Genomic DNA, 26995 nt, shown 5'->3' on the forward strand with positions numbered 1-26995 from the left:
GAAACACAAAAAAAGCATGCAGTTGTTTTCGCATACTTTTTCATTATTAACGTCTGGTCAATTATTTGCGTTTCCGGCCATGTTTGACCAATGTCATGCGCCGCGAATGCCGCAGCCATGAATAATAAGCCTTCAAATCCCTTAATTGAATATCTTCAGAAACTTTGCCAAGAAAGGTTACGACAATCATTTTATGTAAAGGATTACCTGCAATGTCTACTTCATCCTTCATCATCATAAACTCGGCAACCATAACCAAATCTTCGTCAATTAAATAGACGTCTTTTTCATTCTCGTAATAAGGCTTGATACGTTCGAATTTCAAAGCGTCCCACAGATAGGAGCAAATATGCTCGATTCCCCCTTGATCGCTCTCAACACGTTCAGACCAGCGGGATATGGCATGGCTCGTAATGACGATATCTGCAATCTTGTAACCGTTAAATGCCACATAAAAGGGCTCATAAGTGCTCCAACGGTTCATGACCTTATCTCTCATCTCCATGATCCCCCTTCTTGATGATAATGCAGCCCTTTATGCTAAATGTAGTATTTATACTACAGTCCGTCAAGATTTACTTTATTTTATTAAATATTTTTTAGAATCATGCCTAGTATCGGCTATATTTTTTTGTAAGAGCTATTTCTTTTCGCAAGTTTGTCCTTTACAATAAACTAAGAAAGAGGTGATTTACAAAATGGGACAACCTATCCCTGAATTTGGTAAATTTTTAGAAGCCTTGCGCGGTTCCATGTCATTAAGAGAAGCAGCCAAAAAGAGCGGCCTTTCGCACGCATACATTCGAGATCTGGAGCTTGAAAAAAACCGGTCCACCAACGAGAAGATTACCCCATCGCCAGACACACTCAAAAAACTTTCTGATGCTTACAACTACCCCTATACCGATTTGATGATTAAAGCAGGGCACTTGAAGGCTCAGGATTTTGGTGCAACTGCAAGCTCTAATATAAATATAGATTTGGCTACCGTCTATTATATCGAGGTAGGAACCAAGGAAATTATTTATTGTAATCAAGAAACCAAAGTAAAGCATAGCATTGATTCCTTAAGAGATTTCAGCGAATTTCTCGAAAAGCTGGACGAACAAGAATTCAAAAAAGTCGATGCCGACGTATACGCCAACTTTCAACATATTCGCAAATATGACGATAAAAACGGTAAGCTCTACTTCGATGCCCTGGGTGAAGGCCTCTTCGTATCGATGTCCGCTCTGCGTCAACGCAAATACCACGATCTGATTCTTCGCAAGATTGCGAATAACAATCAGACTAGCCTGGAGTTTACCTTCGGCAAAACTAGCGGGATTAACCCTTCGTTTATTAAGGGATAAGCCATTGTTATGAAATAGAATATTATATAGAGAAATGACGGGACACAATGCAGACCATACAATTAGCTGTTTTTTATTTCTTTGGTTGGGCTTCTCTGCTCTCTCTTGGATTCGTACTATTTCGATTCCCATTGAAGCCTTATTTACTACAAATTATTCTTTCTTCTCTTCTATTAGATTATATATCGGTCTTTTTAAGAAGTTATGACAAAATCTACTTAATCGCCACTGTTCAGCCTATATGTGCAATTTTGTGCTATAGGCTTCTTTTTCGCGTCCGTTTAATCTGCTTGTCGTCATTAAAGACGGTGCATTTGCCATTGACATACTTATTCTAGTAATTGATGTTTTCTGATGTTACATACTCTCGAAGTACCGTATTGGTTTCACTTTTTATCTCAACACGATAAAGGGAGATTCATTTTTAAGCAGCAAAATAAACCATTTATGTACGCCTGCCTCTTCGGATTCATCTTTCTTTTGATTTCTAGCATTACTATATTTTATATTCAGCAATATGCTTTCTATTTTCAGCTGGCTGTTATCTTTGTATGGTTCGTAGTATTAAGACTCTCTTACCAGAAGGAAATAGCTGATTAAGAAAGGGATATTACATCATGATTCAATTTGCAGAAGTTATCGGCTTTTCGTTAGGCTGGTCTTCCCTAGTAATCCTTTGTTTGGCTTTATTTCGATTTAAGCTCAAAGCGTATATTCCACAAATTATAGTGACTTCATTATGTCTATCTCAGGTTTCATACACAATCCATGCCTTCCATATCGAGCATTTAATGGCTCTTATTCAACCGACATGTTTATTCCTGTGCATTTGTCTTATCATTAGAGTTAGATGGACCCATTCTATTTTGATGGTTACAATCACTTATTTGCTAGCTGCGTTAATTGAAGTTTGTTCAATTTATTGCTCGCTGGATTTAACTCAGAACATTTCATTTTAATATTAAAAGAACAGGTTTACACTCAAATGATTGTTACTTCTCTTGTATGTTATATCATTGTGTTTTTTCTTTATAAATATAGGATAGGTTTTTCATTTATTTCTATGAATGATAGATTGAATAAGCCATTGTCCAAGACAATTTATCCAGCCCTAATTATGGGCATCGTTTCAATTGCCTCGACAAGTGCTTTATTATTTTTATGGGATAGGATTGCCATGTTAGGCTATGGCATCACCTTTTTTCTTCTTGCCGTTATTTTTCATTTATCTTATAAGAAAGAGATATCGGAATAAATAGCAGAGTAGAATTGTAGAGTATCTCTGAGATTAGTAAGGAGGTTTCTAGTTGGAACAGCTTAAAATGATTATATTATATTTAATATTTTGGCCCTCTATTCAACTAATGGGCCTTCTTCTTTTTCGAGTTAAGCCTCAACTATACTTGCGACATCTGATTATCAGTACTATTGTTCTAACCCAAACTTCCTATTTTATGCAGACCTACAAGATTGTTTTCTTAATGACAATTTTAAATCCCGTTGTTCTTTTGCTTTGCTTTTGGCTGTTTTATCGATTAAAAATTATCCAGTCATTACTCATGGCTACTCTAGCTTTCGGTCTCAATGTAGTACTAGAATCAAGCTTCAACCTACTTTTGGCTCAGTTCAATTACATAGAGTTTATCCATATTTCTAGAAATGATTACTTCTTACAAGGTTTAGTACTTACTTCTATCAATTATTTCATTGCAGTTCTTTTGTACTCTTATAGAATAGGTTTTACTTTTGCCACTAGCAATCAAATAATTCGACAAAAAGCGTTCCCAAAAAAGCTCTTACTAATGGTTATTCTCGGTTGGATACCAATTATGCTTACTAGTTTAACTATTGCATACTTCTCAGAAATTATTATGCTAGCTATAACGATAACGTTTTTTGCATTGATATTTATATTACATCTTTCCCATGAGAAAGAGATGACGGAGTAAACATGATGATTTGTTTTCCATCTATGCTAACTTGTCATCATGAACTAGATTTATAGAAATGAGCTACCTGTATAGATAATGTACAACAGTGGAGGAATTTCAAGATGGATCAAATTTGGGCAACTTTTCTTCAAGCATGTTACTGGTGGTTTACACTACAAATATTAGGACTATCTATATTTCGTTTAAAGATCACTAGATATTTAACACACGTCATTATTTGCACACTACTATTATCTCAAATCACAATCGTACTGCTGACATTCAAAATTATCTACCTCTTATCGATACTCCAGCCTATCGGTTATTTTTTCTGTGTGTACTTAATTTATCGTTTTAAGTTGTGGCATTCACTGCTTCTAGTTTCTATAGCATATGTCACCAACGTTATGTTGGAGCTTTCACTAAATTTGGCAATAGCTAATTTTGACCACGGTAAGTTTATTGAGATTACTCGAAATGATTATGTCATTCAAATCTATTTTTTATGTTCAGTAAATTTAGCTTTATCTTTTATACTCAATAAACTTCGGATTGGATTTACCTTCATCACATCAAGAAATCTAATCTCAAAATCCGCAAAATTTCCCATAAAGTTTTACGTAGCGTTAGTCCTTGGATCATTATTGCTATATGTTAACGGCGTTTCACTCATATTTTATGACAATATCGTATTACTTATCCTATCTTTGTCATTTCTCGTCCTTTTATACTTAATACATATGTCCTACGAAAAAGAGTTGGAGGATTGAATTTCATGGTATAAAAGATACATTTATATTGCTAAATATAAGATGACATAGTTCGGTTTTAATACTATTCAAGATACATACTCGTAGCTAGAAAGCGCTTCATTCGACAATTTTCTACTTGTTAAGTTTACAATAGTATATTAAACTATCAAATAATACGAAAAATTTTTAACACATAATACAAAGCAGTACTAAGTTACTATGACAGGATACCCATATATAATAATAAAGAGGTATAATTATGCATTTTTTGTTAAAAATCTTATTCTCTTCAATTGAGTTTTCTGCAAGTATGTTACTATGTTTTTCATTATTTAGGATTTATTTTAGGTATTCACTACATAAGGTATTTTTTATTGCAGTAATAATGTCTAGTATATCTATTTACATAAGAGAATATCTCGAACAAGTTCAGTTTGGAGTTCTGCCTGTACTTCTTATTCAGATAGTATTGATAACATTATTCTTCAGATTACCGTTAATTTTTTCATTTTTAATATGCATAATAGGCACATTAGCAGTGGTAACAATTGAAGGTCTCGTCGTTTCAATAGGTTCTTATTTCAATATTTTTGCTGAAAAAGATCTAATTAACTCTGTCATTCAATTTGCATCATTTGAAATGACAGTAACTTTAGTATTATTAATACTAATTTACCCCTTACAGAAATACAAATTAGGTTTTCATACAACTTCTAACGATGCACTAAAAGGTTATAATTTTTACTTATCAGGCTTGCTAATTATCGGCTTAGTTGCTATAGAAATTGAACAAATTGCTATCAAACAATCTGTTGTGCATATTATTATTCCCATTATCGTTGGCATTCTTTTTTTAATTGGCGTTTATCTTGCTTACCAGCATAATAAAAAACTTTGGATAAAAAGACGCGAAAGGATGTCAAAAAAAAGTGAATATAATTGATCATTCTGCTCAATATCTTGCAAGATCAATTAGAAGAAACTACCCAGAAGCCGGTTCCGAAACTGCCCTTACCTACTCACTAAGTTTAGTAATAAATTCTTCAATTTCTTTTTTTATTTCTCTAGTCTTTTGTTTATTTATTGGGCATTTATATGAATGTTTAATAGCTATATGTTCTTTTATTATATTGAGGTTTTTTTCTGGGGGATTGCATATGTCATCCTCTTTATCTTGTTGCATTCTCTCCACATCAATCATAGTTATTGCTTCCCTTATGACTTATGAATATTCCTATTATTATATGCTCATTGATTTTTTAACTTGTTTGATTTTATTGAGAACTGCTCCAAATGGAATAAATAATGTTAGTAGAATAGATCCCAAATACTACCCTTTTTTAAAAATGATAGCAGTAGCTCTTGTTTGTAGCAATCTCATTGGTCAATCAACAGTGATAACATCTGCGTTCTTAATCCAAGCACTATTAACTACTAAACCAGCTTATAGGTTAAAATTTTTTTTGGAAGGGAGGTGAAATTATGAAGAGAGTACTTGCAATCCTTGCTAATTCTGTATTAATGACATTGGCAACTATATTTGTGACTACTAATTCCTATGTCGCTCACCGCCCAGAAACACCACAAGAACTACTAAAAAAATAAAATCTGGGGCTGTCACACAATGACAGCCTATCAATCCTTCTCTTATGGAGCTGAATTTCATGCAGAAAATTCCTGTGACACGAGACGGCAAGAGAGGGTCAGAAATCATAATCTTAGATTCGAGCAGTGTTGTCAAAATCGATAAGATTCGGGATCGTGAAATTATCGTTCACACGAAGGATCAGCAGTATTATCTTGATTTTTCTTTCGACAATTTGGAAGAATGGCTGTTCGAGGACGGGTTTCGGCTCTTAGATAGTGCGAATATCGTCAACATGTACCATGTAGGAGATTATGACACGAAAAAAGGCATCGTCTACCTTGGCGAACAAGACCGCAAGCATTCCAAAACAGCCTCTGCTGCGCGTATTCACAAAGAACATATCGAAAACGTAATGCAGTTGATAACGACTGCTGCCCCCTCTTCCGCCGATCACAATCCCATTCAACACGATGAATTGTTTGCACGTATTGTTAAGGAGACTCACGACGATCAACTGCTTCGTTCCTATGCAACTATTCGGGCTATGAATGAGCGTAAACGTGCTGAGGAAAAAATCGTTCATATGGCCTACCACGATTCGTTGACGCAACTGCCTAACCGACTTTATTTTGACGATCGTCTTAAAGCGTGTCTTCAGGAATCTGAGAGGAATGGGAATCGTATAGCGGTTATTTTTTTCGATCTGGATCGCTTTAAAGTGATAAACGATACGTTAGGCCATCACATAGGAGATCAGCTCTTGCAAGCCTTGGCTCGCAAGCTTCATATATATGTCAAAGAGCATAATGTTGTTGCCCGTTTTGGTGGGGACGAGTTCATGATTCTGCTCTCTCAAACAACCCATATCGATGAGCCCGTACAGCTGGCTAAGGGGATTTTAAATCTTGTCAAAGAACCTTTCTTGATTGAAGAGCATGAATTATTCGTCACTGCTAGCATCGGAATTAGCCTTTACCCGGATGACGGACTCGATGCCGAGACGTTGTTAAAAAACGCCGATAACGCCATGTACCGCTCCAAAGAGAAAGGTGGGAATTCATATCATTACTACCATCCGGACATGAACAAACGCTCCTTGCACAAGCTGAATATGGAGATTCATCTGCGCAAAGCGCTGGAGAGGAAGGAACTCTGTATTTTCTACCAACCACTGGTTGATCTGCATAACGGTCATATTTACGGTATGGAAGCTCTTGTTCGCTGGCAGCACCCGGAATGGGGAATGATCTCTCCCGCTGAATTTATTCCTCTTGCCGAGGAAACCGGACTCATTATCCCTATCGGCAATTGGATTCTTAAGGAATCCTGTATTCAAACCAAACGATGGGCAGACTCCGGTTATCCACCGTTGTGTGTCTCTGTGAATATTTCGGCCATTCAGTTCCATCAACCGCAATTCATTCCACTGATTCAGCAGGTTTTGAATGAAACTGGACTCGCTCCCGAGCATTTATGCTTGGAAATTACTGAGAATGTCGCAATGAACAATATACCGCAGGTCATCGAAACGATGCATCATCTGAAAGAACTGGGTGTCCGAATTTCTATTGACGATTTTGGAACCGGCTACTCGTCTCTCAGTTATTTGAAAAGATTCCGCGTTCATACGTTAAAAATCGACCAATCCTTCATTCGCGACGTCACCTCGGATGAAGATAATGCAGCCATCGTGACCGCACTTATAGCCATGTCGCATCAATTGAAAATCAAATCGCTTGCGGAAGGTGTAGAAACGGAGGAGCAGCTCGAATTTCTTCAATCTCAAGGATGTGATGAAATCCAGGGCTATATCTTCAGTAAGCCAACTTCTGCGGACGAATTTGAATGTATGCTAAAAGAGAATAAACAGCTTTATTTGCCGAAATAGGGGAAAAAGTGCGGTTCTAAACTGAAACTTTTTCCTCTTTTTTACGTTTATAACTGTAGAAACCCAATATTTTGAAGGGAAAGAAGAGATGTCAGCCAATTTATCGAGTAGTCCAAAGACGCGTACGACGGTGGCCGTCAAGAAGCTTCCTTCCTCTAAAAAAAAGAAGAAGAAACGTGCTTCCGCTCTTGTTACATTATTCTTTTACACGATTTCGGTTTTAATGGCTTTCGGAATGATCTTTAGCCTCTGGTTCTTCCTGACCGAATCGGGCACGAACCTTCGCTATTTGATGGCAGATACGTTAATTTCAACTCAACACCGGCATTGGGCAGCCTACCTTATTGGTAATGATGAGTTAGAAAAACGTGTAAACCGCTACTGGGCGCAATTCGACACCTATACGGAAGTTAAGGACCAACATCTGGTTCAGGTCAGCAAGCCGGTCACGGCGGAGCCTAAAGCCGAGGAAAAGAAACCGCTTATTCAGATCGAGCCCATCGAAGGCAAAAATTTTAAAGGAAAACTACTTATAGTTAATGATCCCAAGAAACTGAGAATCGCTGTCCCGGGTAAAGTAGGTAAAGGCGAGAAAGTATCCTCCATGGTGCAGCGTTTGGGAGCTGTGGCAGGTGTCAATGCCGGAGGATTCGTAGACCCTGAGTGGATGGGTAATGGATTCCAGCCTACCGGTCTAGTCATGTCCGGAGGAAAAATATTTTATAACGATGGCGGTATGAATACACCGAATCACATAGTAGCCATTGATAAGGAAGGACGTATGATCGCAGGGAAATATAAGCCATCCGAGCTGCTGCAAATGGGTGTGCAGGAAGCGGTAACGTTTGCTCCGCGATTCATCGTTAACGGTGTTGGACAAATCAAGAATCAGGCCGACGGCTGGGGAATCGCACCTCGTACTTGTATGGCCCAGAAGGAAGACGGTACGATTATGTTCGCCATTATCGACGGAAGACAGCCAGGTTACAGTATTGGTGCTACGTTATTTGATATTCAAAATATTTTTCTTGAGCATGGAGCCATCACGGCTGCCAACCTAGACGGCGGCTCTTCAACGGTATTAGTTCATGACAATCAAATCATTAATAAACCAGCCAGCGAGTATGGCGAGCGGTATTTGCCAACGGCTTGGCTCGTTTTCGAGCATCCGGAAACCGCCGATATCCGCAATATATGGCAAGGGTTGGATCCTAGCAAGATCGATCCATCCAAATGGTAATCACCTTATTCACGTGTCTATGTATGACAAAACCATCCGAGCTAGGTCTTCGTACCTTGCCGGATGGTTTTTTTGATGAGGAAGATCTTACTTCTCTTCACCCTCGGATTCCCTATCTTCACTAACGATAATAGTAGCCGCTACAGGCACTTCGGCCGCATCATCGGTCTTACCATTTTTCCAAGACAGTGCTTTCTCCTTCACTTTGCCTGCCCATTCGGTTGTGGTGCTGCCGAGCGTTTGCGTTTTTTCCGATATCGTGCTGGCAAGCTGCTTGGATTTATCCAATACGGTACCTGCAACCTGCTGTGTTTTCTCCGATACATTATGAACGCCTTCCGCTAGATCGGCTCTAAGCTCCCGTCCTGATTTGGGCGCAAGCAACAGCGCAGTCACCGCTCCTAATACGGTACCTACCACGGCTCCGATCAATAAATCTTTTCCTTTTTTATCTGCTGCCATGTTGTTCATCTCCTTCATCATTATCATTCGTCCGGCGTGCTCTTGGGAGAGGCCTTCTGTGCTTGCCAGCGTTGCCATAGCTGGATTCCGGTCGTCGTCAGCTCAATCAGGTCCTTAACCGTGTCCTGTCGGCTATGTAGCGATTCCCGAGCCTCCAGAACCGTATCCGACAGCGAACGGGAGACGAGCTTCACCGAATGGGATAGCGTACTGGCCGCTTCCCCCGTCTGCTCCATAGCAGCTACAAACCCATCGGTTGCTTTCAATCTACCCTGCACGTCCTCCAGCACTTGCCTGGATAAACGAATCGTACGGATGGATTCTTCCGTTGTCAGCATCAATTGTGACTGGATGCCGCTCAATGTCTCCTGTGCTTGCAGCATTGCTTTGCGGGATTGTCTAAGCATAACAATGAGATAGCCAACCAATACAATGAACGCAACAGATGCCAAGCTTACGCTGATTTGCCATATCACGTTTCGCCACCTCCCTCCAATCGGCAACTTTCCTAGACGAATGCCTATGGAATAGTACATTATAAGTAGCAGCCACCTGTTTTGACACCGAAAAATGAAAAAAAATTTAAACCCCTGCTAATTTCCTTAGAAGATTAACAATCTTAAGCAACAAAAAAAGGACCTTATTAGGGTCCTAGGTTTGCTGCAGCTTCAATTGTTGAAGAAATGAGGTAACCTTATTTACTCCGTCGTTCGGATCATCTATCTGCAGGTGGATATACTCATGTCCATGCCTTTCACCGGAATGCTCATACCGCGGATCATAGTAGTGCTCGAGCAGCAAAGCTGCGGCCTCGGCATAATGATTCATCAGTAGCTGCCGCTCAATCTCGGCTGCTATCGGCGTGTGAATACGGCGTCGTATTTTCTCAAATGCGGCCAAGCATTCCTCCTTATGATCCGCAGATTATATTCATCCATAATATGCCTTATTCTGGCTTCTAGTGGCATTTCCACATGAAGCTGAATCCCTTGATCTTTGGCATCCACTAGAAAATTAGGCATAACGGCTTTGCCTACTCGCTTGCTCTCTGCCTCCATGACAATATAAGGCTGATCGTTATATTGAAGCAATTCTTGAAGCAGCAGCGCTTCGAAGGTTTTCTGATTGTTAGGCTTAAGCCCGATTTGCCCGAATACGGAACCTCGGTGGCCTGCAAGCCGTTCGATGTCGAGGATAGGCACGCCTTGCTCCGCAAGCTTCCGAAGCAGCTGTGTTTTCCCAGTTCCTGTATGTCCGTTAAGAACAATCAATCGCGGCTTCAGCTTGAAGGTCTCCAATGTACTAACAACCCACTGCCGATAGGACCTAATGCCTCCGGTCAAACGGTACACACGGATCCCCATAAGCGCAAGAACGGTGGCTGTCGTTCTGCTTCTCATTCCCCCGCGCCAGCAGTAGACAGCTTTACGCGAATCGATGTTCTCAAATTGCTTGATAAAATCCGGCAGCTTCGCAGATATAATCTGCAACCCCCGGTCCTTGGCTGCCTGAAAGCTGACCTGCTTATAGGTCGTGCCGATCTCCGCTCGCTCCGCGTCATCTAGCAGAGGAATGTTCAAGCTCCCTGGAATCGTGAACTCTCGATACTCCCCTGGTGAGCGAACATCGATCAGCGTAAGCTCCTGTCTTTGCTCCAGCAGCTCTTCCACAGTGATGTCTTGAAACACTAGCTTCTCTCCTTATACAAGGCCGATTCTAGGATCTGCCAAAATTATATATGTCTTTCTCAAGAAGTAATAATGAAACTACAGCGTCTCAACGACACGGATCTGCCCCGGATGGTCAGCTACTACTTCGCCGATCATGGCTGCTTCGACACTGGCCTGAAGCAAACTGCCAAGCAGATCATCGGCTTCTTCGGCCGCTACGGAGATAAGCAGACCGCCTGAGGTCACCGCGTCGCATAGGATCCATTGATCGATTTGATCAATGGAAGAGGCAAAGGTAACGGTACCTTCAAGGTGGGCATAATTGTTTTTCGTGCCGCCTGGAACAAACCCGGCCTCAGCAAGCTCACGAACACGCGGCAGGACGGGGACCTGCTTGAAGCCGATGCGTACTCCCACAGAGCTGCCCTTGGCAAGCTCTGCCGTATGACCGAGCAGACCGAAGCCCGTTACGTCCGTACAGCCATGAACCGTGTACGACTCCATAACTTCAGCCGCTGTCTTATTCAATGTACTCATTACTTGTGTAACCCGTTTAACTTCTTCTTCACTCAGAGCATCCTTCTTGATGGAAGTGGTCATGATACCAACGCCGATGGGTTTGGTCAAGATTAATTTATCTCCCGGTCTCGCACCGGCGTTCGGTTTTACTTTATCCGGATGTATAAGGCCCGTAACCGCCAGCCCAAACTTAGGTTCATTATCGTCAATGGAATGGCCGCCTACTAATGTAGCTCCCGCTTCCTTCACTTTATCTGCTGCACCTCGCAAAATATCGGCCAGTACCTGCTTATCCAGCTTTTTGATAGGAAAAGCTACAATATTAAGTACTGTCAGCGGCTTTCCGCCCATTGCATACACATCGCTCAACGCATTAGCAGCAGCAATTTGCCCGAATGAATAAGGATCATCTACGATGGGAGTAAAAAAATCTACCGTTTGAACCAGTGCTAAATCATCTGTCAGTTTATACACTCCTGCGTCATCGCTCGTATCGAGACCTACAAGTAAGTTAGGATTAGGCATGGACTGTGGAAGCGTTTTTATAACTTGCTGGAGATCAGCCGGACCGATTTTACAACCGCATCCCCCTTTGCTAGACAAAGAGGTCAATTTAACGTTCGATACTGGTTCTTCGCTCACAGAATCAGCTTCCTTTCTCCCATTAAGAAACTTTATTTTATCTCAACATTATCACAGTATTGCCTGAAAAAATAGATTGGAACCTTAAAAGACTTACCGATTTGATACAACTTGAAATAAAGAGGTAGGAATAGCAAATAAGTAAAAAGCTGACGAATGATTAGTTCATCCGCCAGCTCCCATCTATACGACAAATTGTCCGTTTTCCATAATAAGCTGGTCATCGATATAAACGGTCGGTTTCGTAACGACTCCATCAATATGCACGCCCGCTGCAACCACGCCGCCAAACGTGTTATTGCTGCCAAAAGCAACATGAATCGTTCCATACACCTTCTCATCCTCGAGGACAACGCCTGTTATTCTAGCTTTGTCATTGGTTCCAATGCCGAATTCACCAAGCTGTCTTCCATCGCCATCACCAAGAATCTGGAGCAGCCTCGTAGCGTCAGGGCCTTCCGCATCTACAATTCGGCCTTTTTCAAGGATTACTTTTAGCGGAGACTGAAGCTTGCCAATTCCTGCAATCGAGCCGTCAATGATAATCTGACCTTCAGCTAGGCCTTCCATCGGAGCAATATAAGCTTCTCCAGAAGGGAGGTTACCGGATTCGCCCGGATTCAAATACATGCCGGTGCTTGGAACTCCGTTTCTTCCCGCTATGGAAAAGGCCAATGTGCAGCCGTCCTTCTCGATCCGTACTTTTTGACCCTCTGTCAATATTTCCGTGACTTTCTCCGTCAGCTCTTTCACCTTCACATAGTCTGCAGAGATAGCACCCTCCAAGAACATATCCTCGGTGATACCCGGCATAGTTGCGAGTCTTGCTCCTGCTGCAGCTGCCTGCTTACGAGCTTGTGTATGCGTTAAGGAGTGCTTCGTAATGCATACGACCACATTGGAATTGGCCATTGCCGTAGCTATAGGGGCAGGAGGCTCTTCTCCTGATTTTGATCTTTCCTTCATCACAACAATCATTGATTCCGCCCCAAGCAGCTTCCCTGCTTCAAATAGCGATTCGGCGAGTTCCTTCTTCACTTCGTCTGCAACAACCAGGAAAGTTTCGTTTTCTTTAAGTCCCAAACAATTTTGCAGCACATTCTTGCTAATTTCTGTAAGCTTCGAGTTCATCATCATGACTTCCTTTATCGTCAAATCATTTCCGATACTAATTTTGCCATAATTGCATTGGACAATACAACTGGTAATTGTGAAGCTTGGGCAACAAGCTCTCGGGCTTCCTCTGTATAACCCATACAATCCAGCACAATAATATTCACTTTGTCCTTCAGCTCAGAAGCCGCACGATGAAAATTATTCAGATTATTATGATAGGGCGAGGCAACCGCGAAAAATGGATTCAATCCGAGAGGTGTATACTTCGGCATTAAATGGTCCTTCTGCTCCTCCAAAGGAACAATAACCCCTAACCGCCTCTGGCCAACCATTGCTTTCAGAGTAGGCGGTATAATATGATCCGGTTCAATCAGGTAGGAAGACTTCCCTTTAAGCCCAGGGAATACCCCTGTACATAACAGTAGAATCTGCTTAATCCCCGCTTGTTCGAGCTCAAAAATTTTATTTTGCAATAGGGGCTGGATTTTCTCGCGAGACATCACCACCGAATCCCCATTAGTTAATCTTGAAGTCAACACGTAATCTCCAGCTTCCGGGTGCAAGTTTTGTTCAATATCCTCTTTGCTCATTCCATCCAGCACGCCTACCTGGACAAGCTCCGCTCGGTGTTCTAAGTACTTCTCTATGATCGGTGCCACATCGTTACGTGGAGCTTGACCAATGGTGATCATGCCTAATTTACCCATCACTGTTGCCCCCTTCAATTGAAAAGAGGGAGTAATCTCTTTTGAGATTATTGAGAAACCTTTAAACATCTGAAGTGTGTGGTACTCCGGTAGGGTATCCCCTCCGGCCGCTGTTGTTATCGGGAAATTTTTAATTTATTGTCTTTACAGCGGTGATTTCCCGATAACAAAGGCGGTCGCGTTCGCTCCTCCAGGGGATACCCCACCTACCGCCAGCAAATCTTCTCAATAAGTAGGCTTCTTAACTGACTCAATAGAGAGTAATCACTCTTATTGCTAATTACTATGCCTTACCTGATGTCTGCAAAATTTTCATAGATCCATACAATTTAACAATTCGCTCGAATTCCGTCTTGCTGTAAAATTCACAAGTTCCGTTAGTCACTTCTTTGGCGACTTCAACAGCAAAGCGGACCGCCGATGCAATGTCAACCTCATGACTTGCCCCTGTGCCACAGCCGGGAACAGCGGATTGAGCAGTAATAGCGACTCCCACTACGGGAGAATCCGTTGCAACGGCAGGCTGGACAATCGAATTGATATGATACAGGTCGTTTCCGTACGGAGTAATGTCCTGCGTTGTAATCGGGAAGGTAACCGGAAGCTGCCCTGTCGTCATCTCCATGATACGAAGCAAATCATCGCTGATCCGTAAAATATAGCCTTCCTTCACGGTTGGAGAGATAGCGATGCCTTTATGATTGATGACCCGGTTCCCTTTGGTCGTATCAATGGATAGAATGGCCTCCATTTCAGGAACGATCTCATGCTGGTTCATCGTTAATATATCGACTGGTGAATCCATAAAATCAACCGGTTCATGAGGTCTGGTCGGAGCATCTGGACAGATATGGGTCGTGACGATGACATCGCCTTTTAATGAGTCGCCTCTTGTCTGCATCTCTGCCAGCTTCAGAGCAGATGCGACCGCCGCTACAGCACCATCTGCATCAGAAACAAGACCTATCCGAGTTGGACGCGCTCCGATTCCCCCAAGACGACCAATAATCCCGAAGGTTGGAGCGCTGCCTCCCTTGCTTTTTCCTTCCGTGCCTGGAATAGCGATTTTAATAAAATCTGTGCTCCCTTTGTCCCCTTTAACAACAGTTACCTGGACAGAAACACCGGCATACTCTTTAAATAACTGCTTAACCCGCTCTCCGTTTACGGTTCCGTCGTCCATTACATCCAATGTCATAAGCGTCTGTTTCAACGTCATCGTCGTAGCCCTCCGTCTGATTCTTGTTAGTTTGTTTTATCCCAAATAAGGTAGGATCGATTTGTTTATGATGTCTTCGACAGGCTTCATCAGCTTTTCGTTTCTCATTGTGCTGCTAAGCAGCAGTTTGTTTTTCGGTACGGCAATGACTGCGAGCTGCTGCCCTTTTTGAATGGCTGCCGTCACGATAGGCTTCGCTGTTTTGGCATCCAGAGTCATAATGAGATCCGGGAAGGTTGCCAGCCTTTCCCCATACTTCTCCAGCGTCATATATTCGTTCCAAAAGGTCATTTCATGGGAGTTGTCAATCCGAACGGTGCCGACATCAAATCCTCCCGCCGTTTCCAGCTGGAATTCAGTTACGGTTCCCGTTACAACGACTTTGCCTCCTAGCTTGGACACAACCGAGTCGATAGCCGCCTCGCCTTTGTGAGCTAGCAGCGCTTCCCCTACCCCAATGGCTTGGGTAATCGCCCCTGGCGCTCCGTTGGACAAGGCATAGGCACGTGTCACAGGATTACGCGCGACCGCAACTAATCCGCCGGCTTCAATTGACGCCTTGCGAATTAGTGTTGCTGCTTTTTCCAGAGAACCGGAAATGCTTATTTCAACATAGTTGTCCTCCTTGCCGCCGACACCCGCTTGATGAGACACATAGCCTTCTACCTCAGATAAATTCATAGAGCCCATGGAGCCTGTCGGATGCGCCCTGCCATTACAAGCGAAATCGACAAGCGGTATGCCTGTAATCGCGGATTGGAACCAACCATTGACGGTTGTGCCTGCGCCATTCTCGTTCGTGTGAAGGGCATGAACGGTTCTTCCAATTTTTTGGGTTAGAATGTCCAAAGCTTTGCTGTAATGAATCGGTTTGACGAACTGGTCTTTAGCAGCAGGGGCACCTACCATCGAGACAGTGACGAACAAATCATCATCATGGAACTCGTCGATGCTGTACAGTTTGGGCTCCCCGATTTCGAGAGCCAAACGCCCAATCTGCAGCCCGTCATCGATCCACCCTCCTCCCCCGCCGCCTAGGACGGCACCGCCATATACCGCGTATTCCACCATTTTTTCATCCAGCTTAATGATCGACATGAAAGGTCCCTCACTTTTTCATTTTGAATACAGAATTAAAGAAGCTGTAGAGCGCATCTCCGGCAATAAAGCCAGCTGCCAAGATACTCATTGGCGTTTCCGCTTCTTTGCCTTTTGCTTTCAGGACGATAATGCGAATGGCAATACCTACAAGGACCGCCCAGCAAGCGTTCGGCGTAGCGATAAGAAGACCTGTAGCAAACAAAACCCCAATCTGCCGGGTAGGTCCGCCAAGCAATTGCACAATGGCTCCCGGAATCGCCCATATTAACAGCTGTTTGGCTACCTCAGAGGAGGTACCCGCTTGAATCGTTGAAACGTATACTTTATCGATAGGCGGAACGAGATTTTGCGAGAAATAACTGTTATAGGTGACCAGCACGGTTAGCAAAGCGACTCCGAACGCAATCATTCCCGTAATATACTGCTGCTTTCTACCCTCCAGCTCGTACTCCCTATTTGCTCCATTGCCGCGGAGAATGTAGCCCGTTTTCAAGTCATATCCCATATCGGCAAAAGCCGGGCCTGTAGCGGCACTGAAGCCTGCGAGAAGGGCCAGAGCAATCGGAGGAAATCCGATCATCATCCCGAACAAAAGCGTAATAAAAGCAACAGCGAAGGCCGGGAACCAACCGGAATGCATCGCGGCTATACCTACGATCAGCTCGTGGACAAAGGCGGCAAAGGCAGCGAATACGATAAACCCTATCAGCATGCCTAAGGACATCTCCGAGATGATTCCGCCAATTATAGCGATAAGCAACGCTATGACAAGATAGGCAACGAACCCGATACTAAGCGCTTTTCTTGCTTCGGGAACCGATCTCGTTAGTTTGCTTTCGTCAATTTCATCTGCTGCGTGATTATTGTGCTTACCTTTAGAACTCTTGGAGGGATTTCTGAAAATAAGCATGCCTGCCTGAATCAAGGCAACAATGCCTGCCCCGATCATAACGCCATGAGCGATATATAGCTTGTTAACATCAATATCAAACCAAGGGACGGAATATTGTCTGATCATCAACCCGATACCAAACATCGATAACGCCCAGATATTTCCTATAAAGGCTACTCCGAAGGCAGACATGGAAATATTGAGATACGAACCGATAAGCCCTACGACGGCACCCACCCCGAGCAAACCTGCTCTCTTTCCTCCCGTATCTCCGGCTTTAATGGATTCAGCAGTCGCAACACCGGGAGCCCATGTACTGGAGGCTGGAAAAAGCTTGGAGTCAAACAGCTTGTACAGTATCGCTGCATCCACAAACATCGCAAGCGCCGCACCGATCAGCATCGGAATGACCAAATTCGTAGCTCCCATCGCGAATGGAATCCCGATCGGTATGAGCAAGCTGTTAGCTGCTCCAAAGGTGGCAGAAGATATAGACGTTTGCACTAAATTTTGCCGATGCACCGATTTATATTTTCTGAGCATTGCTACCGGTATTCTTGCAATAAGCATCGCAACAAGCGCGCCAATAATGGACGTACTGGGCGTTACTCCGAGCGTTGTCACGATCTGCATACCGATGATGGCACCGAGCACAGCCGTTACAATGTTAAGAACAAGCGCAAACGGCTCAAATATACTCGGATGATTCTTTTCATTGTCCATAAACAATCCCCCTTGGGTTCATGCAGAGGGTTCTCTGCAGCCTTTTCACAATTTGGTCAGTCATTGTCTTTCATTTATCCATTATTCGCTTTTTCAAGTTTGAGCATTCATCTACTCTATCAAGCGTTTCAAGTTAACAATCAAGCCAAAGCATGGCATAATAGATTCATATCTTATAGATGAGGTGGATGGGTTATGGTAAGGGAAGAAGGCATACGCCTTATAGAAGAGACGAGGATCATTGCCATTGTCCGGGGTGTAGAGGAACAGCATATTGCCGGTGTAGCACAAGCATTGCTCGACGGCGGTGTCAAAGTGATGGAAATCACTCTAAATACTCCCGGTGCTGAGAGCATGATTACCAAGCTTCAGCAGCAGTTCGGCGATCAGATGTACATAGGTGCAGGCACCGTGTTGGATGTGGAGGATGCGAAGAAAGCATGCCAGGCAGGCGCCTCCTATCTGGTTACTCCTAACATGGATGAAGATGTAATCCGCTATTCCGTTGAGCAAGGTGCGCCCATTTTTCCAGGAGCAATGACGCCAACGGAAATTGTGAAGGCTTGGAAAGCCGGTGCGACTGCCGTCAAAATTTTCCCTGGCGCGAGCCTCGGAATCGGCTACTTGAAGGAGCTGCAAGGCCCTCTCAGTCATATCCCTATGGTAGCGGTCGGTGGAGTTACGGAAGACAATATAGCACAATTTTTGCAAATCGGCTGTTATGCTGTTGGGATTGGCGGCTCACTCGTTAATCTGAAGGAGATCGCTAACGGCAACTATGAATGGGTTCGGGATAAAGCATCGCGCCTCACAGCTAGCATCCGAAGCCAAGGTTAGAACCTTTGTTCAACAAAAGCAGAGCTTTTTCGTCCGATCGGTATCGGGTGGAAAAGCTTTTTTTTGCATAACGCCAGCCAATCCCTCTAAAAATAACAGTTGGGTCACCCCATCATTTACAACGTAACATTGTTATGCTAAACTAGATTTTGCAAGGAGGTGCTGCCACATGGAGCAAGATATCATATCCAAGAAAGATTTGCTGGAGCTGACCGGCCTGTCCTATGGCCAATTATATCGATGGAAACGCAAAAATTTGATTCCTGAGGATTGGTTTATTCGAAAATCAACCTTTACCGGGCAGGAAACCTTTTTTCCGAAACATAAAATACTAGCCCGAATTGATAAAATCAAACATATGAAGGACGATTTATCATTAGATGAGCTGGCGGACCTGCTATCTCCTCACCCTACTGAAATATCGCTGTGGAAGCAGGAAATTATCGATCGTAACATTGTTTCGAAGATGGCGCTCAATTTCTTTACCGAACGTCTCGGGGATACGGATATTTTTACCTTTGATCGTATTCTTTATTTATTTATTTTGGAGAAAATGCTCCAAACCGGTGAGATGAGTCTTGACGAAGGGGCCATTTTGCTGCAAGTACTAAACGAACATTATCCTAAGCTGCAGGGCAGTGGCGGTGAGATCATTTTCATACGCAAAATGGGCATTTCGACATTCCTACTAGTTTCCAACTCAGGAGAAGTATTTTTTGAATCCGGTGTCCGGGTCGTTACCAAATTGAACGTATCCGCATGTATTGAAGAACTTAAAATGAGAATAAATTGACGGAGGGTGATCCATTATGGCTAATGTAATAAGACAAAAGCTGGTGCTTGCCGGTTCCGGCAGCGCGTCGGGAGGCGTTTACCAGGAGGTTAAAATTACAGGAGAAGGACAGGTTGTCGGCAACCTGGATTGTACGGACTTCAAAGTATATGGAACAAGCCGCGTAGACGGCAATGTGAAATCCCAGTCTTTCAAAATTTTTGGTACTTCTGTCGTTGTAGGCAATGTAGACTCGGATCAAGTCCGTATTTATGGCACCTCGGATATTGGAGGCGATCTGTCCGTTAAACGACTTAAACTGCATGGCAGCTCCCAAATTGGGGGCAGCTTGACCGGTGATGACTTGCAGATCGGCGGAGAAATCACCATTCAACAAGATTGCGAAGCCGAATCGTTCTCTGCAAAAGGCGGGTTTACCGTCGGAGGTCTGTTGAACGCAGGTACAGTACAAATTCAGCTGTTCGGCCCCTGCTCGGCAAGAGAGATTGGGGGAGAGATAATAAAAGTAACCCGGTCCGGTCTTGCGTACCGTCTTCACAAGCTGTTCCATGCTTTGGTTCCGGGTACGGAGAATATACTGAATGCGGATTCGATCGAAGGAGATTCGATCTATCTCGAACATACTAAGGCCAGAGTTGTCCGCGGCAGTTCCGTGCGTATCGGTCCGGGCTGCGAGATCGACTACGTAGAATATAAAGACCATTTTGAACAAGCCAAAGGGGCCATCGTTAACAGCAGCGTCCAACTATAACCTAGCTTCTGAATGACAGGTACTAGAAAAAGTTAGTACTTATGGGAGCCAACCGTTCCGCTTACAATCATCTCATAGTCTTTCTGAAAAATGATGGAAGCGAGATGACAAGCGATGAATGATCTGCTGCGAAAATCTTGGATTCACCTGTTAGGAGCGCTGTTTATTGTAAGCTCGTTTCTTTATTTGTTCAAGTATACATGGAGTCAAGGCTGGATTACGGACCCCGTCAAAATCGGACTTGGCCTTGCTATTGGCATCGGCTGCGTTCTAGCTGGTCTCAAGTCGGTGCAGAAATTCCCTGTTACCGGTGAAATTGTAGCTGGTATGGGCGCCGCCCTGTTATACACGACCTTCAGCTTTTCAGGCATTTACTTTGCCCTCTGGGATTCGATGACTGTCTTTATTTGCATGCTGACTTTAACGATTGGGCTCGGTGTGCTTGCCTATAAAGCTCAGCTTCGGCTTCTAATGAATGTTGGCTTGCTGGGAGCGTTGGCTTCCCCTATGATCTTAAGGCCGGAGACCGATCAAGTCTTTACGTTGTTCCTCTATTTGCTCGTACTTAATGGGGTTATCTTCGTCCTTAGCATTCGGCAAAGCTGGACTGAGCTTCGACTTGTATCCTTCATAGGAACCTGGGCCCTCTATGCGATCTACTATATTCAATTCGACCCTGACGTTTCCTCATTCTGGAGCTTACCTTTCCGTTATGCCCTAGCGGCTTATATTTTCTATGTGCTTGCCTTCCTGATCTCGTCCTGGAAAAACAATCTCCGATTCGACGGATTGAATCTGTATCTCGGCGTGCTGAACGCCATCCTATTCGGACTATGGTCCATGGTTATTTTGAACGGCATTGTCCCTTATGCGTATCCATTGCTTATTATGGGGCTTGGTTATATAATTATGGCCTTCCTCGTATCCCGCTTGACCTCATCCTTTAATGTTGCTGTACTCACCAAATTGTTTGGTGGCGGGCTTCTTCTATTGATTGCTTCTACTCAGTTTGGGAAAGAGTTGACCGTGAAGCCGCTTATCAATGTCTATTTCTGGCTTATCATTGCCAGTCTGATCTACATCGCCGGAATCTGGAAAAAGCTCGATTGGCTCAAGGCTGCTTCGATAGGGGTTTGGTTTGTCATTGTCTTTTACTGGTTTGTCGTGACGTGGGATACTCCATGGGGTGAGTGGTTCGGAGTCTACATCCCTTTCTTCAACTGGGCTGCATTAGCATGGGAGCTCCTCGCGGCCATGGGCTTTTATTTCTCTGTACGCGGTTCATTCAGGGCAATGCGTCAAGAAGATAATCGTTTGCTGTCCGTCGTTTATTCTATCACTAGCCACCTTATCGTAGGCGGACTGCTGACGGTTCAGGTAGAGAACATGGTGGCAGAATATAAGCTGGACCACATACTGGATCTGCAGCTCACGCTATCGATTTCATGGGGCATTTATGCTTTGCTGCTTTTTGTATGGGGAGCTTACAGCAGGCAATCTGTTTTCCGCGTGTTTGGTTCTCTGGTCCTCTTATGCGTTGCTGCCAAAACTTTAGTGTTCGATCTGGCCGGAAGTGAAACCATCTATAAGGTCATCGTGCTGTTTATCCTCGGCATCATTACATTCTGCATCGCTTATGTGAATGGCAAATGGCAAGGAGTTAGCCCCAAGCCATGGACCCCAGAGGCTGAACAGGAACAGCAAGAAACTCAACGATAACCTCGGATTAAAGAAAAAAACCATCTCTGCGCTTTAATCAGCGAAAAGATGGTTTAGTTTTTTTTCTGTATAACATACGAGCACTTATTGCCGCCTTTGACCAGACATTCTACACGCTGGACATCCGCATCCAGCAGGGTTTCGAACATCTTCAATTCACATTGGCAAGCATGATTGTATTGGTTGGCTACTTGGGATATAGGGCAATTATGTTCGTTAATGACGAACTGACCATCCTCACTTTCGGACCAGTCTACCATGTACCCGTTAGAGTTTTGAATCTCGGCAAGTGTCTTGACGCGTTCCGGCAACGGCTTTCCATTGACCTGTCCTTCATAACGACTGATCAGACGATCCTTGCGCTTCTCGAACAGCAAGTCCACTTTGCCTTCTCCAGCTTCTTCCACCAGCTCGCTTAACAGATCAAGCGTTAAATGATGGTACTTCTTCGGAAAGAGATCATCGGCATTCTCCGTCAAGGAGTACAGATTGGTTGGCCGGCCCATTGCCTGCCGAACCAGCTTAGCCTCGATCAGACCGTCCCGCTCCATCGTGTTCAAGTGTCTCCGCACTGCCATCTCCGTAATGCCGAGCTGTTTAGCCATTTCACTTACGGTTAAAGCTCCGCTCGTTTTAAGCATGGTAAGAATGACTTTGCGCGTCGATACCTCATGTTCTTGGTTCATCCGGTCTCACCGCCTTTCCTCGCAAGTATGGGCTTCTGGATCTGCTTCTTGATACCTATAAAAGCTGTTATTACCCTCAATTGTATACGAAATACGAGCATAAGTAAATTAGTATACTAAAATGTATCAAAAAGCCTAAAAATGGTGATTCAAGGGTATTCCCAGGTTAGACCATTTCCCGGCTAATAAAAGCAGGAACCGATTCGGCAAAGGCTGTCAGCACTGCAGGGAGCTCTCCAATAAGCGGATGCAGCGATTCTCTTGGATAAGTGGCGAAATCTTGGGCCAACGGTCTGCGCAGTTGAACCAAGCGCTTTAAAACGGAAGCCGTTTCATCATCAAAAACTCGCTCTCCCGCAAGTATCTCGACAATGTCCTCGTAGCTGCTTGCATCTCTCATCATAAAGGCATCGATCAGCAAGCTGCCTACGTCGGTCACGGTTTCTATAGCCAGATGAAGGATCCGCTCTTGAGCCAAATGAAGAAGCAGCTGTTCAGACGGTTGCGTTAGCGCCCATTGCTTGGTAAGCTCTGCGCACGCTTGTGTAATTGTCGGCAAAAATTGAAGACGGACGTTGATTTGATCATGATTTACGTAGTACATAGCTGTTTATCTCCGTTTCTTATTTCTCCATTTGGACCACAGCATGATCGCCGGAAAGGAGAGGATTAGTAATACAATAAGCAGAACTGCCTGCATCAAATATTCATAACTCATCTTATATTATTGCTCCTTCTTCTGCTTGTCCGCATCGGTTTGCCTATTTCTGCTGTAAGCCCAGTGATTCGTTGGTCCGTGACCAGCTCCAATGCCCAGCTCATCGCGAATAGCCAGCGTTATAAACTGTTTAGCCGTCTGCACCGCTTCCAATAGGGTGTTGCCCTTGGCCAGCTCTGCGGTAATGACAGCGGAAAACGTACAGCCTGTACCATGCGTATGCCGCGTCTCATACCGTTCAGCCGTAAACAGATGGAACCGCTCTCCATCATAAAGCACATCGATAGGCTCGCCAGTACTATGACCGCCTTTTACTACCGCTGCTCCGGCTCCGAATTGCTGTACCAGACGCACCGCTGCTTCTTTCATCCCATCTAATGTCGTAATCTGAAGCCCTGTAATAACCTCGGCTTCAGGAATGTTCGGCGTTACGATCGCCGCTACAGGAAGCAGCAGAGTTCGCAGCGCATGCTGAGCGCTTTGGGCCAGCAGACTTGCTCCTCCCTTGGCAATCATAACGGGATCCACAACCAATTGGCTTATTCCGTGTTTCTTTATTTGAGCCGCTACCAGCTCGATCACTTCAGGCTGCGACAGCATGCCTGTCTTTGCCGCATCGACGCCGATATCCCCGATTACAGCTTCCAGTTGCTTCTCAATTCCCTCAAGTGGAATATCATAAATGCCATGCACACCTAACGTATTTTGCGCTGTTACTGCGGTAATGGCGGACATCCCGTACACATCCAGCATCTGGAACGTTTTTAAGTCTGCCTGAATCCCTGCACCCCCGCCGCTATCCGAGCCTGCAATTGTTAGCGCCTTGTAGACTTTCTCCATTATGGCTCCTCCTCATCCGCTTTCCAGCCTTTATTTCTTCAATAAGTGTATCTATCCGCTTTCCCAGCGTCAAGTTTCTAGTTATTGATATTTTTATGACAACTGGCGCAAACGCTTTGACGGTATAGAAGGGCTGCGTTATGATGAAAAGAAGAAAATTTGAGGAGCTTTACAATGAGAAAGCATGCACTGCATGTCATGACAACAGGCAAGCAGCCATTAAGCGAAGTCGCCAACATACTGCGGCATTGCCCGACACAAGCCATCGATGTGCTGCACATTCGGGAAAAAGCGCTTGGAGCCAAGGAAATAACGGAATGGTTCGCCTCTCTCCAACCCTTGTTTAGAGAAAGCGCCGTGTACATAAACGACCGCCTTGATGCAGCTCTGGCGGTACAGGCTCCTGGTGTTCAGCTTGCTTATAACAGCTTAAGCGTCAGCGATAGCCGTCGTATTCTGCCTGCCGCTGCGCGCATCGGCTGTTCCGTGCATTCAGTAAAAGAAGCACTGACAGCCGCCAGGGAAGGTGCCGATTATGTTCTATTCGGACATATTTTTGAATCGAATTCGAAGCCCGGCCTCCCTCCACGCGGCGTGAAGGCATTAACAGAGGTTGTAAACGCATGTAACCTCCCTGTCATTGCCATTGGGGGTATCGAGCCAGACAACGTCGAAGAAGTGCTATCTACAGGGTGCGCCGGCATTGCAGTGCTGTCATCGGTTCTGCTTCATACGGAGCCGGCATCGCAAATCCGTCGCTTTCGAGAAGCGATCGATCGTACCCATCATATACCTAGGAGTGGATTTCATTGAACAGCACGACCTCAGCTATTATTGTCGGGGGAGGCATTATCGGCAGTACAATCGCATTGGATCTGATCCGCGCAGGAGTCCATTGCACACTTATTGAGAAGGGTGCCCTGCTTCAAGAGGCCTCCACTGCAGCAGCAGGCATGCTGGGTGCACAGGTAGAAATACATCAGCCAGGTGCTTTCTATGAGCTGTGCCGTCTTAGCCAGCAGGTGTACCCCGAATGGGCAAAGGAACTTGAACATTTAAGCGGAGTTTCTCCGCAGTACATAGATCAAGGTATACTCCGTATTGCTTGGAACGAGGAAGACGAGCATGAGCTTAGAAGCAGGCTTGAGTGGATTCAAGACGCGGTATGGATGGAAGCTGCCGCCATGCGAGAGTGGGAGCCCTCCATTGCTACGAATGTCCGTGGAGGCATGTATTTCCCTAAGGATCATCAGGTACATCCAGTACACTTGGCAAAGGCACTTCAAGCTGCCCTATATAAGCAAGACTGCGATATTCGAGAGTGGACTCCGGTGTTTAACCTTATTGAGCGCGGCGGCCGTGTTGTCGGCGTGAGAACCTCCGAAGGAGAACTGTACGCCGATCAGGTTATTTTGTGCGCGGGAGCGTGGAGCCATGCCCTAACCGAGCCGCTCGGATTCCAACTTCCGATGTTTCCGTCCAAAGGACAATGCATTTCCGTCAAGACATCAGCCCCCATTATCAAGAAAACGATATTTACCAAGGGCTGTTATATTGTACCGAAGCAGGACGGATCGATGCTTATTGGCGCAACTCAGGAGGAAGCCGGCTTCGATAAACGATGCCATGTGTCGGCGGTAAGTGCACTCCACACCAAAGCAACCACGCTGCTTCCGGCTTTAGAGCAGGCTGAGCTCATTAGCACGTGGGCTGGCTTGCGTCCAGGAACCCGCGACGGTCTTCCTTATCTTGGTACATCATCCAAGCTTCCAGGCTTGATTTACTCCACCGGACATTATCGAAACGGAATCTTACTTGCGCCAGGCACCGGCAAGCTGGTTCGTCAGCTGGTACTTGGGCAAAAGCCGGATATGGATTTGTCCGCCTTTGCACCGGACCGCATTTTTGCCACAGTGGAGTAGTCTATAAAAATACCTGCACTAATGAATATCATGTTATCCTTTCAATCTTGCCAGCATGGCCCATCGGCGTTCGAACCGCCGTCTATATTTCGGAAGTCCGCGGTACAGCTCAACCGTTTCACGGTAGGCTCTGCGGGCTTCTTCTTTTTGCCCCAAACGGGTATACAGCTGACCCAAGCGATAGTATGCTTCGCATGAAGATGAATTGACGGAACCGAACGTTTGCAAATAACGAATGGCTTTCCCCGGATCTCTATCCGCCCAAGCTTCGGCCAGTCTCAAATAAGGTTCACCGTATTTAACCCTAGGATTCAGTTCAACAGCCTCCAACAGCAGCTGCTCTCCAGCCTCCAGATGACCCAGTTTAAGCTTGCATACGCCAAGCTCCGCTCTTACATCGGCGGAATCTTCCATGACCGTGCTGATCTGCTCCAGCAGCTCCGCAGCTTCCCGGTATTGATTGCGCTCCATTAAAAGACGCGCCACATCCAGCTTCGCAGAAGTTTGATGCGGATTTAATCTTAACTCTTGGCGAAGTCTCGATAATCGTCTAGCCCTTTGAATCGGTTTAAAAATGCTAGGGGTCAGCCCGATAAAACGGCGCTCCAATGCGTAAAAAACAATAAGCAGCACAATGAGTGCAATAATTGGACTTCCCGTCAACCAGGTCAAAGCTACAAATAATAACAGCTTGCTCATTCCACCGGTCCCTTTCTTTGTCTATTTTTCCCATCCATTGTACCATATTTTTTTGATTCGGCAGACTTTCGATCCTTATGGAAGAATATCGATCCATTTATTGGTATACCCTACATATAAGATGTGAACAATTTGCGTACGAGAAGGACTTTCATTCATCCATCGCGAAAATCAATAAAGTTTGTCATTTTGTTATCGGGCTACCAAGTAGCACAATCCGGGGGGATC

At 44.6% G+C, this 26995-nt stretch carries 25 protein-coding genes and 1 pseudogene; 12 read left to right on the top strand and 14 right to left on the bottom strand.

What is annotated here, in order from left to right; all coding sequences use genetic code 11:
• Window positions 1-61 precede the first annotated feature (61 nt).
• Window positions 62-499, bottom strand: coding sequence for a hypothetical protein (locus QMA13_RS26960; RefSeq protein ID WP_282936774.1), 438 nt, complete (start codon window positions 497-499; stop codon window positions 62-64).
• 199 nt (window positions 500-698) lie between these two features.
• On the opposite strand from QMA13_RS26960, the gene QMA13_RS26965 reads away from it, so the two are divergent.
• The 6 genes from QMA13_RS26965 to QMA13_RS26990 all read left to right on the top strand — a co-directional run bounded on the left by QMA13_RS26965 (window position 699) and on the right by QMA13_RS26990 (window position 8751).
• Window positions 699-1352 (top strand): helix-turn-helix domain-containing protein, encoded by a 654-nt coding sequence (locus QMA13_RS26965; RefSeq protein WP_282936775.1) that lies wholly within the window; start codon window positions 699-701, stop codon window positions 1350-1352.
• A 2942-nt stretch (window positions 1353-4294) separates the two neighbouring features.
• A complete protein-coding gene (locus QMA13_RS26970) occupies window positions 4295-4978 on the top strand; it encodes a hypothetical protein (RefSeq protein ID WP_282936776.1) in 684 nt (227 codons plus the stop codon).
• Window positions 4965-5513, top strand: coding sequence for an accessory gene regulator B family protein (locus QMA13_RS36725; RefSeq protein ID WP_481858032.1), 549 nt, complete (start codon window positions 4965-4967; stop codon window positions 5511-5513). Before QMA13_RS26970 ends, QMA13_RS36725 begins: the two co-directional genes overlap by 14 nt.
• A gap of 4 nt (window positions 5514-5517) precedes the next feature.
• Complete coding sequence (locus tag QMA13_RS26980; RefSeq protein WP_282936778.1) at window positions 5518-5640, top strand: AgrD family cyclic lactone autoinducer peptide; 123 nt, start codon at window positions 5518-5520, stop codon at window positions 5638-5640.
• Window positions 5641-5699: 59 nt separating this feature from the next.
• Window positions 5700-7511 (top strand): putative bifunctional diguanylate cyclase/phosphodiesterase, encoded by a 1812-nt coding sequence (locus tag QMA13_RS26985; protein WP_282936779.1) that lies wholly within the window; start codon window positions 5700-5702, stop codon window positions 7509-7511.
• Window positions 7512-7599: 88 nt separating this feature from the next.
• Window positions 7600-8751 carry a phosphodiester glycosidase family protein gene (locus tag QMA13_RS26990; RefSeq protein WP_282936780.1) on the top strand — a complete coding sequence of 384 codons (1152 nt, stop codon included), beginning with the start codon at window positions 7600-7602 and terminating at the stop codon, window positions 8749-8751.
• A gap of 87 nt (window positions 8752-8838) precedes the next feature.
• Here the strand turns inward: QMA13_RS26990 and QMA13_RS26995 are convergent, their stop codons facing one another.
• From QMA13_RS26995 to QMA13_RS27035, 9 genes and pseudogenes are all read right to left on the bottom strand, one after another.
• A complete protein-coding gene (locus QMA13_RS26995) occupies window positions 8839-9213 on the bottom strand; it encodes a YtxH domain-containing protein (RefSeq protein ID WP_282936781.1) in 375 nt (124 codons plus the stop codon).
• A 23-nt stretch (window positions 9214-9236) separates the two neighbouring features.
• Entirely contained in the window at window positions 9237-9689 is a 453-nt protein-coding gene (locus QMA13_RS27000; RefSeq protein WP_282936782.1) for a DUF948 domain-containing protein, read from the bottom strand.
• Window positions 9690-9864: 175 nt separating this feature from the next.
• Window positions 9865-10901, bottom strand: a pseudogene (mnmH, locus tag QMA13_RS27005) (tRNA 2-selenouridine(34) synthase MnmH).
• Window positions 10902-10979: 78 nt separating this feature from the next.
• Window positions 10980-12044, bottom strand: coding sequence for a selenide, water dikinase SelD (selD, locus tag QMA13_RS27010; RefSeq protein ID WP_282936783.1), 1065 nt, complete (start codon window positions 12042-12044; stop codon window positions 10980-10982).
• Between the two features lie 183 nt (window positions 12045-12227).
• Window positions 12228-13175, bottom strand: coding sequence for an aminopeptidase (locus tag QMA13_RS27015; RefSeq protein WP_282943582.1), 948 nt, complete (start codon window positions 13173-13175; stop codon window positions 12228-12230).
• A 20-nt stretch (window positions 13176-13195) separates the two neighbouring features.
• Window positions 13196-13867, bottom strand: a complete 672-nt coding sequence (locus QMA13_RS27020; RefSeq protein ID WP_282936784.1) for an AroM family protein — start codon at window positions 13865-13867, stop codon at window positions 13196-13198.
• A 283-nt stretch (window positions 13868-14150) separates the two neighbouring features.
• A complete protein-coding gene (locus QMA13_RS27025) occupies window positions 14151-15086 on the bottom strand; it encodes a DUF1177 domain-containing protein (RefSeq protein WP_282936785.1) in 936 nt (311 codons plus the stop codon).
• 36 nt (window positions 15087-15122) lie between these two features.
• Complete coding sequence (locus QMA13_RS27030) at window positions 15123-16184, bottom strand: S-methyl thiohydantoin desulfurase family protein (RefSeq protein WP_282936786.1); 1062 nt, start codon at window positions 16182-16184, stop codon at window positions 15123-15125.
• Between the two features lie 10 nt (window positions 16185-16194).
• A complete protein-coding gene (locus QMA13_RS27035) occupies window positions 16195-17802 on the bottom strand; it encodes an OPT/YSL family transporter (protein WP_282936787.1) in 1608 nt (535 codons plus the stop codon).
• A 195-nt stretch (window positions 17803-17997) separates the two neighbouring features.
• On the opposite strand from QMA13_RS27035, the gene QMA13_RS27040 reads away from it, so the two are divergent.
• The 4 genes from QMA13_RS27040 to QMA13_RS27055 all read left to right on the top strand — a co-directional run bounded on the left by QMA13_RS27040 (window position 17998) and on the right by QMA13_RS27055 (window position 21902).
• Entirely contained in the window at window positions 17998-18639 is a 642-nt protein-coding gene (locus QMA13_RS27040) for a bifunctional 4-hydroxy-2-oxoglutarate aldolase/2-dehydro-3-deoxy-phosphogluconate aldolase (RefSeq protein WP_282936788.1), read from the top strand.
• A gap of 169 nt (window positions 18640-18808) precedes the next feature.
• Complete coding sequence (locus QMA13_RS27045) at window positions 18809-19432, top strand: YhbD family protein (RefSeq protein WP_282936789.1); 624 nt, start codon at window positions 18809-18811, stop codon at window positions 19430-19432.
• A gap of 16 nt (window positions 19433-19448) precedes the next feature.
• Window positions 19449-20183 (top strand): polymer-forming cytoskeletal protein, encoded by a 735-nt coding sequence (locus tag QMA13_RS27050; RefSeq protein ID WP_282936790.1) that lies wholly within the window; start codon window positions 19449-19451, stop codon window positions 20181-20183.
• 114 nt (window positions 20184-20297) lie between these two features.
• Window positions 20298-21902: a DUF2339 domain-containing protein gene (locus QMA13_RS27055; protein ID WP_282936791.1), complete on the top strand. Its 1605-nt coding sequence runs from the start codon at window positions 20298-20300 to the stop codon at window positions 21900-21902.
• Between the two features lie 53 nt (window positions 21903-21955).
• Here QMA13_RS27055 and QMA13_RS27060 read toward each other — a convergent pair whose 3' ends face one another.
• The 3 genes from QMA13_RS27060 to thiD all read right to left on the bottom strand — a co-directional run bounded on the left by QMA13_RS27060 (window position 21956) and on the right by thiD (window position 24146).
• Complete coding sequence (locus QMA13_RS27060) at window positions 21956-22588, bottom strand: helix-turn-helix transcriptional regulator (RefSeq protein ID WP_282936792.1); 633 nt, start codon at window positions 22586-22588, stop codon at window positions 21956-21958.
• Between the two features lie 166 nt (window positions 22589-22754).
• Window positions 22755-23192, bottom strand: coding sequence for a DUF86 domain-containing protein (locus tag QMA13_RS27065; RefSeq protein ID WP_282936793.1), 438 nt, complete (start codon window positions 23190-23192; stop codon window positions 22755-22757).
• A gap of 120 nt (window positions 23193-23312) precedes the next feature.
• Complete coding sequence (gene thiD, locus QMA13_RS27070; RefSeq protein ID WP_282936794.1) at window positions 23313-24146, bottom strand: bifunctional hydroxymethylpyrimidine kinase/phosphomethylpyrimidine kinase; 834 nt, start codon at window positions 24144-24146, stop codon at window positions 23313-23315.
• Window positions 24147-24320: 174 nt separating this feature from the next.
• Here thiD and QMA13_RS27075 point away from each other — a divergent pair, with 174 nt between their 5' ends.
• Together QMA13_RS27075 and thiO are read left to right on the top strand one after the other, a co-directional pair.
• Window positions 24321-24959 carry a thiamine phosphate synthase gene (locus tag QMA13_RS27075; protein ID WP_282936795.1) on the top strand — a complete coding sequence of 213 codons (639 nt, stop codon included), beginning with the start codon at window positions 24321-24323 and terminating at the stop codon, window positions 24957-24959.
• Window positions 24956-26068, top strand: a complete 1113-nt coding sequence (gene thiO / locus QMA13_RS27080) for a glycine oxidase ThiO (protein ID WP_282936796.1) — start codon at window positions 24956-24958, stop codon at window positions 26066-26068. The genes QMA13_RS27075 and thiO overlap by 4 nt, the downstream gene beginning before the upstream one ends.
• A gap of 33 nt (window positions 26069-26101) precedes the next feature.
• Here the strand turns inward: thiO and QMA13_RS27085 are convergent, their stop codons facing one another.
• Window positions 26102-26767: a tetratricopeptide repeat protein gene (locus QMA13_RS27085; RefSeq protein WP_282936797.1), complete on the bottom strand. Its 666-nt coding sequence runs from the start codon at window positions 26765-26767 to the stop codon at window positions 26102-26104.
• Between the last annotated feature and the right edge of the window lie 228 nt (window positions 26768-26995).

Origin of the sequence: Paenibacillus sp. RC67 (assembly GCF_030020805.1) — a bacterium.
Classification (GTDB): domain Bacteria; phylum Bacillota; class Bacilli; order Paenibacillales; family NBRC-103111; genus Paenibacillus_S.